Here is a 12,764-nt window from a genome sequence, read left to right on the forward strand (position 1 = left end):
GAGGATCAAATATCTCCTGGATCGCTACCCAGCCAAATAAATGTGATTGCAAAAAGCGAATTACTTTCTGCAAGCTCAGCTTTACTTTGGATAGTGTTAAGTGCGGTGATGTAACTTATATTTGGATTGGTAGCCGTTGGGCTTATCTTGCTGTGGTCATCGACCTGTATGCACTTAAGGCCGTGGGTTGGTCGCTGTCACTTTCACCTGATAGCCAACTGACAAAAAAGCACTGAAAATGGCGTACGAAGCGCGTGGTCAACCAAAAGGTTTAATGTATCACTCGGATCAAGGAAGCCATTATACAAGCTTGGAATTTCGACAAACCTTATAGCGATTCAAAATACAACAAAGCGTGAGTCGTCGAGAAAACTGTTGGGACAATGCGCCGATGGAACGATTTTTAGGAGCTTAAAAACGGAATGGGTTCCGACTAGGGGTTACATAATTTTTGCGGGTGCTAAGCATCATATCCCTAGCTATTTAACCTGATTATTCATCAGACAATAGGCATGACATACCCAATTAAACCTTTCACAGACATCTCCCAACAAAGCCAGAAAGGCATGCCTGTCGTCATCTGTTTCGTAAATATCTTCTCGTCTGTCTCCCTTCGCTGTCACATGGTACAACGCACCCGAAAATCCCAATCTCTACGGCCTTGCCATAACTCGTCACCACTCCAGTCGACTCATATAACCACTAGAATAGCTTAGATTAAGATGTGAGGCAAAAGACAAGACCCGACCCCTCTTCCTCCTAATTGGCTTAGATATAGGGATAAATTTGTTCCCTTCATTTTCAAGTGCCTTGGTCCTCCGCCCGTGTTTGCCTATCTATCCGTCTATATAATTATTCGCCATGCTCACCGGTTTCACATTCTTCGTCATTTGAATCTCCAGTAGCTACGATACAATTCAGCCCCACTAGAATAGTAGTTGCCAATATTTTTCGACGTTCCATGGTGGGTGCTGGGCTTCGAGGTGGGTTCGATCTAAATTGTGTGTAGCATTTTTATTTGCAAAATCATCGATTGATTTTCGTGCGTTTACCTTTAGTTCTGCATAAGCGTTCATTTGCTCAATAGAAGCATCAACAAGTTGCCAAGTTGTTCGCTTTTCTTTAAGTTCCAGCGAAATGGTTTCATGTTGTCAGTTTTCGCCTTGAAGAGGACTTTTAAAAAATCTCTCCCCTTTATTCGGTCCCCATTATTAATAATATTCAATCTTGCTTTTGCGGTTCAAGTTTCTCTGACCCGTAGATTTCGCTTCTAGGTCTCGCTGAGCAATTACATGCGCTTGTTGCAGATGAGAGTGATCCAATTGCAAACCAGGCCAATTTTGTTGCGGCCTTGAGGCAAGTGCTTAACTTTTTTTGGTGGGGTTTTATGCATTACTCGAGACTAATAGGTTCGAGGTGGTCTAAATGCTCTTGCACTCTGATTAAAAGTGTCTTTCTATGCCCAGCACATACTCTCGACCGCGAGCAGGGATAGGGTTTAGGGAGGAGCCAACGCTTGGGTAGGCGTAGGCTTTATCAAAAAGGTTTTTACCCGAGAGCGTGAGTTTCCATTGAGGAGTTAATTTGTAGGAGAAGTGCGCGTTAACCAAGCCATAGGCATCGATGGGTGTGGGTTGGGTATTGCCCCTCATAAGGTATCGGCGCTCGCTGGAGTATTCATAATCTAGTGATAAGTTCCATTTCGTATGTTTGTAATTAAGCAACAGGTTAGCCTGAGCATTGGAGAGCCTGAAGGTGTCCTCGGGCATATCAAACAATTTAGATAAGTTAGCCCGAATCGACCAGCGCTTGTCTCTGCTGATTGGCAGAGCTAAGGTAATTTCTGCTCCTGAGTTTGAACTTTCCCCACTGTTGTTGAAGCGTCTTGAGCCGTCTGGGTTTACACTGGTAATGGTGTTTTTAAAATCGTTGTAAAAAAACGATAGCTGTAGGTGCCGCAGATTATTTTCATATACCCATATGAGTTCTGTTGTTGCGACCGTTTCGGCTTTCAGATCAGGGTTTCCGATGAGTGCGGGGTTGTTTTTGGTGAAATACTCATTGGCAGCGGGTGCTCGAAATGCTTCCCCATAAATGAGTTTTAATGAATGATCGGATGTTGGAAAATAGATAAAGGAGATTCTCGGGCTAATGTTATCTCCCGCTAATTTCGAGTTGTCGTAGCGAATCCCGAGTGTTGATTCAAGTTTGTCGCCCCAGTTGTAGCTTGATTGGGCATAAATGCCGTGGGAGTATTCTGTCTCCACATCGCCGATAATGGTTTTCTCATCGAAGTGACCGAAATAAGGGATGGGGAAATCCTGGTTTACAAAAGCTTCCACATCATAATTGTTGTACAGCTCCATATTTGTGGTGTCGATATATCGAAACTCATAGCCCATTTGATAAGTCCAACCACTCTTTGTATTTAGTGTGAGCCGGTCGATTAGCCATTGCTCGCTGCCAGCATAGCGATATATTACCCACAGAGGGTCGTTGCTGGCTGGGTTGCTAAGGTCGTTGAGGCTGCCTGCCCCTGCGAAAATCGCTTCTGTACTGCTTTTATACTGTTTGCTGCCAAGCATTACTTGGTTTTCGCTGTCACCGAAAATAGTTTGTGTGTTTTCAAGGTTTATTGAGGCAATGCTGTAGCGCAAGTCAGAAAATTCCGGGTCCAGCCGACCTCCCACATAAAAACCGGAGGCTTCTGCCTGATGGCCGCGCGCAGATATGCGCCAATTTCCCAACTCAATCGTGTAGGAAAGCGATTTGCTGTTAAGTTGATCTTTTAGCGGAAGAGTCTCTTCTGGGTTGAATGGGTCTGGTACCTCATGGCTCAGCCCCTGGTCATTAAAGATTTCAAAAGACAAGTGGTGTTTACTGGTTCCAAGTTTGAAGGGGTGGCTGAGCGTCAACTGCATATCTGCCGGTTGCCCGGAAGCGAGTCGTATTTTACTGCCACTGGTGCCAGTAACAATATTGATAACTCCCATATAGGCATTACTGCCGTACATGTGTGAGACGGGGCCGCGTATGAATTCCACGCGTTTTACACCAATCAACGGAAAGCGTAGTAGCCGTGTGATATTGGCGCCTTCGATCCAGCTATCCATGCGCACACCATCAACAATAAACAGGTATTCCCGGCTGGTCGGAGCAAGAGACCGACCACGCACAACGGGGCTAATACCTGCAGCCTGGTCGAAATAAAGCTGTTGAAAGCCTGGCACGAATCGCAGCAGATCGCTTAGTTTTTGTGCGCCTAGCTGCTTAAAGGATTCGGTGTTGAATACGGTAACGCTAGCTGGAGCATCCCTGATTGTTTGTTCACGCAGGCTTGCGCCTGTGAGGCTAACCTGGAGTAAATCCTCAAGGGAAAGTGAAAACAAATCCTCATCACAGTAGGCTGGGTAAGTTGCTGTGAGCATGTAAGTGAGAAAAACAATTGGTGGCGCAAATTTCATTTTGATCGTAAGCTCCCCTTGTGCTTTACAGTGTAGCTCATTCCTCTAATGAATTCGTCTATGGGGGCTAAACGAGTTTGGCGTGGATTATAAGAGTTAGCAGGTCTCAAATCCTTAGAGCACGATAGGGGTCAAGTCTTGTCTTTTGCCTTTTTCACTATTCTGCTTACTCTTGAATAAGAGAGCACGATAGTAACACGATAGGGGTCAAGTCTTGTCTTTTGCCTTTTTCACTATTCTGCTGACTCTTGAATAATGTAAACCAAAATATTCACCAATTTCTTTCAAGCTATACCGGCCACTATCATACCCATTTACTATGGCCTCATCGCGCGAACCCGCTTGTTTTTCGTAGTGTTCCAGCGGTTTCGCTAGCGGCCTTTTTTGGCCTGTTGGAATTTCCGATAAGTCCTTTTCAAGCTCAATTAGCTTCCTTTTCTCCTCAACAAACTCTTCACTGCCCAAAAAAACCTGATTTTGTACCTTATCCCACAGCGGCACACCCTTGCCCTCTGCTACAAATGCTTTGTACTTTTCAATTGCTCGCTTCTTTAAAGGCACACGAGGACACCCACTCGCCATTGACATCATACCGAACATCCCCTACGATAATTAACTGTTTATATAAACAGCTGAAGAACACCTATGACGACGGCACGGAAGCATCAAGTCTCCATCAGTGACACACCCTATTATCACGTTATGTCCCGCTGTGTTCGCCGCTCCTACCTGTGTGGTACAGATATTCATACCGGGCAATGCTACGAACACCGGCGCGAATGGATTGCAGAGCGTATTCGCTTACTCTCCACCATTTTTGCTATCGATATCTGCAGTTACGCCGTAATGAGTAACCATTACCATATCGTAATCAAAATTGATGCCCAGGCACCGCAAAGCTGGAGCTTCGACGAAGTCATTCAGCGCTGGCTATGCTTATACAAAGGCCCTTTTTTGGTACAAAAATATCAAAAAGGCGAAACCTTAGATACGGCAGAACAACGCGTACTCGAAGATACTGTAGAAGATTGGCGTACACGCCTTGGCAGCTTAAGCGAGTTTATGCAGCAACTTAATCAAGTCATCGCACGACAGGCGAACCAAGAAAAACGCTGCACTGGCCGATTCTGGGAGGGGCGATTTAAATCTCAAGCCTTATTGACCGAGGAGGCTCTGCTAACCGCTATGGCCTACGTGGATTTAAACCCCATACGCGCAAAAATGGCCGAGTCACCCGAAACTTCTGAACACACCAGCGTTCAAGAGCGAATAAACCCTCGCTTTGAACTAAAACAAGCTTTAACCCACAATCCGGATATCAACCCTCATCACTTCAGCCGCTTTCCCGTTAAAGAATTAGCCGCTTTTGAGGGGAATATTTGGTCCGACATACAACACGGCGTCTTATTCGATATCAAAGATTACCTCACGTTAGTGGATACGACTGGCCGTATTCAGCGTAAAGATAAGCGTGGTTACATCGCCAGTGAATCTCTACCCATTCTGCAACGGCTAGGCATCGACGCTAACGATTGGCTGGGTAACACGCAGAAATTTGAAGCGATCTTCTATAAAAAATTCCATTATAGGCGGCGAGATAAAAACGTCGCTTAGTCCTTTAGTAAACTCACTGCAATTAAAGCGGGCTCACGTTAGCCAGGCTCTGCCGATGGTTTAATCAGCGTGATTCGTGCTCGTACGCGCCACTCTTACAGTATTCACACTTATTACCTTTATATTTAGATCTTACGCAGTAAGCGCCAAACCAACCACACCCTAACCAAGCTGGACATTCCAAGGCAACAATCCCTCAATCTGCTCAACATTTTGCGCATTGGGTAGTTCTTCAAAAATATGTTGCAAATAGTCGTACGTATTCAGGTCGTTAGCCTTGGCTGTTTCTATCAGACTGTAAAGATTTGCGCTAGCTTTAGCGCCCGCCTGACTCTTACTGAACATCCAGTTTTTGCGACCAATAGCAAAGGGGCGTATTGCACGTTCGGCAGCATTATTATCGATGGGATAGCACCCATCTTCCAGGTAGGCGATTAATCGATCCCACTGGTTGTTCAGGTACACCAATGCTATACCGAGTTTTGTTTTCGGTGCCACCGACTGTAAGCTTTTATCCAACCATTCTTTGATTTTGTCGAGGATGGGTTTTGCCTGCTCTTGGCGAACTTGGTAGCGTTTATCCGGTGGTTCGTCCTTTATTTTCTTTTCAATCGCGTACAGCTTGTGGATATAGGCTAAGGCTTGATCAGCTTTGCCTGTTTTACCCTTTTTCTGTAAATTTTGAGCCTCTTTGAACTTTCTTCTGGCATGAGCCCAGCAACCTAAGCGGGTAATACCGTACTCATCACAGGCTTTTTGGTACCACTCGTAGCCGTCGACCATAATGGCGGTATTTTCGGCGCTAAGTAGCTCGATGGGTACCCGTTGCCCTCGGTTATCCGCATAGTGGAATACGCAAACCGACTGTGGACCTGTGCTGGTCATTACCCACATGTAGCTTTTGCTTTGTGCGGTCTTTCCCGGCTCTTCCAATACCTGTAGTGTGGTTTCATCCATGTGGATGTACGGTGGCTTGTGGAGGTAATCAATTAACAGGTTGATAAGGGGCTGTGTCAGCTCACCACACTTCACCATCCAGTTCGCCATATTAGTTCTGTCCAGCTCTATGCCGATTCGTTTGAATATCTCGCTTTGACGGTATAAAGGTAAAGCATCCGCATATTTTTGCACCGCGATGTAAGCGAGTAGACTGGGGCTGGCGATACTTTTTTCGATAGGCTGTTTGGGCTTGCCTGCCGTTACAATGTGATTGTCACAGCAGGGACAGGCATATTTTAGTCGCTTGTGGCGAACCACTTTGATTTTAGCGGGGATGATTTCCAGTTGTTCATGGTCTTCGCTGCCAATGATATTAAGAGTGCTGCCATCGTGAGGGCAGACTTTTTCCGTTTCGGTGATGTCGTGAATGATGTCTTCACGGGGAAGGTTGTCGGGTATAGTAACGCGAGGCTTACGCTTGCGAGTATAACTTTTTACAGTGGTGCTATCGCTTTCGGCGGCCTCAACTTCAACTACACATGCTTCGGCTTCGTTAAATAAGCCTAGCTGATCAGCCGATATTTTTTCACTAGAAGATCCAAAGCGTTTGCTCAGCAGGTGTTTAAGCTGTTCGTTTAATACGGCGATTTGCGTATCGCGCGCGGCAATCTTTTCGCGCAATAAATCATTTTCTTTCTGTAAAGCCGCCGCATATTTCATAGCGGCTATTATACAAAATATTAGGCCACCTCGGTGAATTTTAACTGCTTATGTGGTCTAAATTTAGCAAAGTCAAAACCCCGCAATAACCAATCCCATTGCTCGTAGGTAATTGATGCGGTTGCAAGCGGGTCTTTACTCGGCCACTTAAATTTGTCCTTCTCTAGGCGTTTCTGCCACAGGGCAAAACCCGTACTGTCCCAATAGAGCACTTTGAGCTGACTGCGGTTTCTATTGCAAAACACGAACAACGCCTGGCTGTATACATCCAACTCCATCTCCTCACTCACGATAACCGCTAGGCCATTGATCGCTTTGCGAAAGTCTACTGGGTCGCGGTGCAGGTATATGGGAATCGCATTGGACCACTGGATCATGCGAGGGACTTAATCAATGATACAAAGGAAGGAATAGACATGGCTGGTGGGCAATGAACTTTACAGTTGCCCACTTCGAGGACAAGCCCCTGCCGCGAGTAAAGTTCAGGCTGTACAACCACATGCGCGAACGCACTGTCTTCCTGCGCTTTGAGCTTGGAAAGCTTTAAGTTGAAATATTTTGGATTGAGGTCGTGTTGCTTGCAAAATTCGACTTGCGATAGGCCTGACCGCTCGAATTCTGCGAAAAGTTGGGGCCAGTTGTAGGTGCGGCGCTTGGACATGATAGCCTCCTTAGTAATGGAGACTATAGGTTATTATGTTAATGTCGCGCCTTGTAGGGTGTGGTTGGATTGGCGCTTACACACGCCTTGGCAGCTTAAGCGCGTTTATGCAGCAACTAAATCAAGTCATCGCACGCCAGGCCAACCAAGAAGAACACTGCACTGGCCGATTCTGGGAGGGGCGATTTAAATCTCAAGCCTTATTGACCGAGGAGGCTCTGTTAACCGCTATGGCCTACGTGGATTTAAACCCCATACGCGCAAAAATGGCCGAGTCACCCGAAACTTCTGAACACACCAGCGTTCAAGAGCGAATAAACCCTCGCTTTGAACTGAAACAAGCTTTAACCCACAACCCGGATATCAACCCTCATCACTTCAGCCGCTTTTCCGTTAAAGAATTAGCCGCTTTTGAGGGGAATATTCGGTCTGATATACAACACGGCGTATTATTCGATATCAAAGATTACCTCACGTTAGTGGATACGACTGGCCGTATTCAGCGTAAAGATAAGCGCGGTTACATCGCCAGTGAATCTCTACCCATTCTGCAACGGCTAGGCATCGACGCTGACGACTGGCTGGATAACACGCAAAAATTTGAAGCGATCTTCTATAAAAAATTCCATTATAGGCGGCGAGATAAAAACGTCGCTTAGTCCTTTAAAAAAACACTGCAATTAAAACGGGATCACGCTAGCCAGGCTCTGCCTATAGCCCAAACTGACCAATTCGTGCTCGTACGCGCCACTCTTCCAGCATTTACAATTAATACCCTAAAACTTTGATCTTTCGTATTTTCCCCAATGAATTTTTCGCAAATTCTCTAAGAGTGGGTGTCCCTCCTTATGGTGGCGGAGCCACAAAACTGTCGTGGTAATTTCGGCCGAAAATCCTTCTGAACATAGAATAATTCTAGGTTTTGTTGATAGCTCTGAGAAAGAATCAGATTCGACAAACTCAATGATCTGCTCTTTTGCTTCCAGATCAGTAAGTAGCTCATCGTCATATTTCCTTTTATAAGAAATGTAGTATGGAACGAGTTTATCAATGGTCATTGAAGATACCATTGCAGCATATCTTATAGCTTGTAGGTCGGCGTAGCCTGCTGCAGAGTCCCGCTTTAATTCGACAACTACCAAGTTACCTTCGCGATCTACTGCCAATAAATCTAAGCGGTCATTGCTGTTAGAGAATCTATCAAATTCGATGCTTACAATGAGTAAGTCTTCTCCAAGGATTTCTGGATTAGTTCTTACCCACTCCTCTATATGAGTTCTCTCCCAAATATTGAGATTGGTAAAGCTACTTCGTTTTATTTTTGTAGCCTTATCAAGGCCGTTAGATATTGAAAAAATCACATACTCTCCTTGATACTTAATATTTGAATATACGTCATCCCAGATGTAGACATAATGTCTACATCTATACCTTTATGGCCGCATCTAGACACAGCATTCCTATATTTAGACACGCCGCCTCTCGGGTTTCTGCCCCAAGCATCCCGCAAGCCAACCCATCAAACAATAAGAGAAGGACAACGACAAAATCAAAATGTCAAACGTAAGGCCTGACCCCGTTAATTCGCACTGACCTTAAAATACTTCCGTCTGCGCGATTCCGGCTTCTTGCGATCCCTGTCTTTATAGAGTGGATTTCTAGCTCGCATATCCCCATCCGCTAAATAGGCATCAATCTCCCGCTCAAAACAGTAGTCGGCGTTTTCAATAGTATTAAACCCCGCATCCGCTAGCATCTTTCGCCCCTCTAGACTTATACCTAAGTTTTCCTCGACCTGTTCAAGCATTGGGATAAAGCATTTTTGCTCCGTTTCATGTGCTATTCCCGCACCAGAAATCACTTGATGTTTATCATCTACAACAGCAACGGCCATAAACCCTTGTGCGGCACCACCACCTCCGGACATTAGAGTACTGCTATCCGGGTCCGTAAGATTGGTCTTTTTAGGCTTGCCTGTACTGCCAATTTTGTCCGTCATTTCTCTAAGAGGAGCTTCTAGATCCTTAGCGAGTTTTCGCAACTTTTTGATTTTCTTCTTTTCTCTCTCTCGACGATCTGGGTCCACGCCACCGGCCTTGTCTTCTTCACGATGCTGCCTTAACAGGTAATTAACGCCATTCCTTATTTTTTTGTATTTCTTCTCGAATTCAGAAATTGTGCCCGATTTATCTTTACTTGCATTAGAAGATAACTTCGTACCATCGATTGAAAAACAATTACCTCCGATCAAACCCAGGTAATCACACTCTACGACAATTTGAACGAATAGATCTTCGATTTGCTTATGCTGTTTAGATACGAATGCGGCTATTGTCGAATGATCCGGAGTAAGAAATCCTGACAAACACATAAAGACTGTGTTGAACTTACAAAGATTTTCAATTTTACGGCTACCGGTGATACCGCGAGAATAGGCGGCCAGTATGATTTTTAACAACACTGACGGCGGGTAAGCCGAGGCTCCGCCCTTAGCGTTATTGTAACGAGCATCGAATGCACTTAAATCAGCGACGTGATCAATTAAAAGCTGAACAGTTTCATCAAAACTACCCTCGGTTACTTGTTCTGACGGGATAACGGATATAAATCGCCCTTGGCTTGAATCACTCTCTTTGAAGTTATTGACCATCTGCATTTCCAGTAAATGGATAATAGGCCCATTTTACTTCAACAAAGTGGTCAATTCAGCAGGAATTTAGTTGTTTTTGGCGTTTTTCGACAGCTTCAACGCCTTTGTAACGGGCCGCGTTGTGGCGAAGCCACGCTTTTAGCGGTCCAGCACGAAGTGCGTTCGTTGACAAACTTGTTAAGCATTTTCACCTACTTTTTGAAAAAGACTAACCTGAACCTTACCATCCGTTTTTGATTGCATGACCACCCAAAACTGAAGATCTTCTTGTACTAGCTGAGCATGATGGTGATTAAGAAGTACTTTGATCTTTTCAAGCCAAGCCGGAACCATTTTTAAAAAATTGTCTATATCCTTGGATGCAGAGAAAGGGTTTTGGGCGTGAAGTAAACCTCCGCACCGATCATAGATGTTCTCGAAATCCTTTCTCGTAAGAAAGCCTGACTTTATGGGCTTTGCCTCCAGTAGCTTTCCTGTTACCTCATCCAGTATCTGAGTACTTGGTGACGGGTAAAACTTAGGATTGATTTCCTCAATACTTTGCAGAATTTTTTTGGCATGCCAGTCTTTAGAGAAGTTAGCTCGATTTTTAGCATATTCTTCTTTATTAGCTACGAGAGACGCTAGAGCAATAAGCTCTAAAATCTTTCGTACTTGAAGGCAAATGGATTCGGCGGAAGTTTGCTTATATAAAGCATTACATCGGCCGTCTAGAAACGCTCGAATCACTTCGGTTCGTTTCTTTATTTCTTCCATGCACTCTGCATATTTATTTATGTATTGTTGATCTATCATGATGCTTAACAGTTTGTTCAGCGCCATTTTGACGTATATTCCCAGAAAAGCCGAAATAGCTGTCTTCATAACGGGTTTCTACTGGATATGCGTCAAGGTGACGGAATATACGAAATTTCGATAAATGTCCGCATTAACACGAATTGCAGGCCTTAAAAATTCTTTCGCCAACTTCCGCTTTGGATCGATAGCAGACAAAAATCCCATATTCAACGACCTGACCACCAAACGCAAAATTACAATCTGCACCCGCATATATGGCCGTACAACATCAATACCTTATTGATCACGCGCTATTTCTTTTGTATAACTATAACTTCGATAACTCAGTATTCACGGATTGAAACACCCACATAAAAACCCTACAAGAAAAAATAAAAAACCGTTAAATCAGACTTCCCCAACATCAGCAACAAAGATTTATTACGCATTCTCATTTACGATGTTATCGAAGAACTCAAACGCCACAAACCGCGACGTGTTAAACATGATGCGTGAATCGGGCGTACAGTGGACGCTCGCTAGCTTTGATGATAGCTACCATAAGGTTAAGAAGGAAGCTTTAGAGCCGCAAGAAGTGGCGCCGAATTCGTTAACGGCGCACTGTTTGAGTTTTATTTGATTTAGACGACAAGCCCGCCCTACTTCACCATGGGGTCTAGCTTGCCTTTGGCGGTGTTGGTGTTACTGCTAGCCGTTGTAAAGCTACCCGCCTGTACTGGCGCGCCGCTGTTTGCAGTGCCAGCCGTCACGTGTTTATGGCGTGTATTTGTTCCCGGTAATCATCAAAAGAGTAGGCAAAAGAAAAGGCCATAAAAAATGGCCTCTCAAAAACTTAAGTAAGTGGCATTCGGGGTTGCCCCCAATAACTACAACTTATCTACAGGTAACCTCTAGCTTTGGCTCACCACCTTGGGGCTGCCAAATAGGAGTAGTGCTGTATCCGCATGTACCGCAAAACGATTCAATAGCATTGACATGGTTAGACCACTGGCTCGCCCAAAAAATGCCGTAAACTGAACCCGAGTTTACGCAAAGATTAACTGTGCTGATATTTGGCGAATCGCAAGTGCCTGAATTGTAATACCCGCTTCTGAGTGAAAGAGAACAGTATGAGGAACCAACCGCACGCGTAGAAACGGATTTAGTTGCCGCAACGGTACCGTTAATAGCGCAGGTGTAGGCTACTCTCGCTGCAGCCCCGCCAGAAGGTACGCTTGCATGTGTCCATGAGCAGTTATCCGCAGAAGCCGATAAAGGCAAGGCCAAAAATAACGCAAAGGTCAGTACTATATTTAAATATTTCATTCTTTAGTTATACCCAGTTTTGGTTAGTATTAGAAGTGACTTCCTTAATGCTCCGCAGAATAAATAAACTACAGCTCACCCTTGCGGTGTAACCGCTCATCCCAGAGTCGGCAAAAATTGTATTTCAGCGGAAGAATTACACAGCTTTATTCTGCCGAACTAACTAAATCATTTACAGCAGGATACTCACACAGCATCAAGCTGCTTTAACCTATAAATAGCAAGCGCCGAAGTGTTTGTAATTTTCGATTGATTATTTTCGATTGAATGTAGTTCTACTTTTTTATTTTTGTCAAAAGTACCCTATTGAGGGTTAAAAAAATAGCTAGAACCGAAATTTATTGGTTAGATTTATATCAGAATGATTTACGCGAAATGTTTTCGGTAACTATTACGCCACATTAAACATTGCTGCGCCGGAGGCGCTTTTAAGCATACTAACCAGCTTGCCGTAACGGATAACACCGCTCACGCAATGAGGTATAGATCACGGCTTATTATTGTAACCACCATCTCATTTTGGGGAGGCAAGTGTTGGTATGAGTGTAGGGCATTTTGCCAGCAAACGGAAAACCGTCCGGGCCGAATAGCGCCAAGCGCCGTCAACCAGCGT

Annotated in this window: 11 protein-coding genes and 1 pseudogene; 3 read left to right on the top strand and 9 right to left on the bottom strand. The window is 44.6% G+C overall.

Going from position 1 to position 12,764, the window contains the following annotated elements; translation table 11 throughout:
• Positions 1 to 89 precede the first annotated feature (89 nt).
• Positions 90 to 486, top strand: a pseudogene (locus H5336_RS08875) (DDE-type integrase/transposase/recombinase); the annotation flags it as partial.
• Between the two features lie 956 nt (positions 487 to 1,442).
• Here H5336_RS08875 and H5336_RS08880 read toward each other — a convergent pair.
• Positions 1,443 to 3,464: a TonB-dependent receptor plug domain-containing protein gene (locus H5336_RS08880; protein ID WP_185233400.1), complete on the bottom strand. Its 2,022-nt coding sequence runs from the start codon at positions 3,462 to 3,464 to the stop codon at positions 1,443 to 1,445.
• A gap of 207 nt (positions 3,465 to 3,671) precedes the next feature.
• Positions 3,672 to 4,025: a sigma-70 family RNA polymerase sigma factor gene (locus H5336_RS08885; protein ID WP_185233402.1), complete on the bottom strand. Its 354-nt coding sequence runs from the start codon at positions 4,023 to 4,025 to the stop codon at positions 3,672 to 3,674.
• 84 nt (positions 4,026 to 4,109) lie between these two features.
• Here H5336_RS08885 and H5336_RS08890 point away from each other — a divergent pair, with 84 nt between their 5' ends.
• On the top strand, positions 4,110 to 5,078 hold the full coding sequence (locus H5336_RS08890) for a transposase (RefSeq protein WP_185233404.1): 969 nt from the start codon (positions 4,110 to 4,112) through the stop codon (positions 5,076 to 5,078).
• 162 nt (positions 5,079 to 5,240) lie between these two features.
• On the opposite strand, the gene tnpC is transcribed toward H5336_RS08890, so the two are convergent.
• The 3 genes from tnpC to tnpA are packed head-to-tail and all read right to left on the bottom strand — an operon-like array spanning position 5,241 to position 7,398.
• Entirely contained in the window at positions 5,241 to 6,737 is a 1,497-nt protein-coding gene (tnpC, locus tag H5336_RS08895; protein ID WP_185231013.1) for an IS66 family transposase, read from the bottom strand.
• 20 nt (positions 6,738 to 6,757) lie between these two features.
• On the bottom strand, positions 6,758 to 7,114 hold the full coding sequence (gene tnpB / locus H5336_RS08900) for an IS66 family insertion sequence element accessory protein TnpB (RefSeq protein ID WP_185231015.1): 357 nt from the start codon (positions 7,112 to 7,114) through the stop codon (positions 6,758 to 6,760).
• A complete protein-coding gene (gene tnpA, locus H5336_RS08905; RefSeq protein ID WP_185231017.1) occupies positions 7,111 to 7,398 on the bottom strand; it encodes an IS66 family insertion sequence element accessory protein TnpA in 288 nt (95 codons plus the stop codon). The genes tnpB and tnpA overlap by 4 nt, the downstream gene beginning before the upstream one ends.
• A gap of 35 nt (positions 7,399 to 7,433) precedes the next feature.
• Between tnpA and H5336_RS08910 the strand changes: the two genes are divergently transcribed.
• Entirely contained in the window at positions 7,434 to 8,057 is a 624-nt protein-coding gene (locus tag H5336_RS08910) for a transposase (RefSeq protein ID WP_185233406.1), read from the top strand.
• Positions 8,058 to 8,174: 117 nt separating this feature from the next.
• Here H5336_RS08910 and H5336_RS08915 read toward each other — a convergent pair whose 3' ends face one another.
• The 4 genes from H5336_RS08915 to H5336_RS08930 form a co-directional block, all read right to left on the bottom strand.
• Complete coding sequence (locus tag H5336_RS08915) at positions 8,175 to 8,759, bottom strand: PDDEXK family nuclease (RefSeq protein WP_185233408.1); 585 nt, start codon at positions 8,757 to 8,759, stop codon at positions 8,175 to 8,177.
• A gap of 218 nt (positions 8,760 to 8,977) precedes the next feature.
• On the bottom strand, positions 8,978 to 10,048 hold the full coding sequence (locus tag H5336_RS08920; RefSeq protein WP_185233410.1) for a transposase: 1,071 nt from the start codon (positions 10,046 to 10,048) through the stop codon (positions 8,978 to 8,980).
• Between the two features lie 177 nt (positions 10,049 to 10,225).
• Positions 10,226 to 10,912: a hypothetical protein gene (locus H5336_RS08925; RefSeq protein ID WP_185233412.1), complete on the bottom strand. Its 687-nt coding sequence runs from the start codon at positions 10,910 to 10,912 to the stop codon at positions 10,226 to 10,228.
• A gap of 807 nt (positions 10,913 to 11,719) precedes the next feature.
• Positions 11,720 to 12,151, bottom strand: coding sequence for a hypothetical protein (locus H5336_RS08930; RefSeq protein WP_185233414.1), 432 nt, complete (start codon positions 12,149 to 12,151; stop codon positions 11,720 to 11,722).
• Between the last annotated feature and the right edge of the window lie 613 nt (positions 12,152 to 12,764).

Source organism: Teredinibacter franksiae (genome assembly GCF_014218805.1).
GTDB lineage: Bacteria > Pseudomonadota > Gammaproteobacteria > Pseudomonadales > Cellvibrionaceae > Teredinibacter > Teredinibacter franksiae.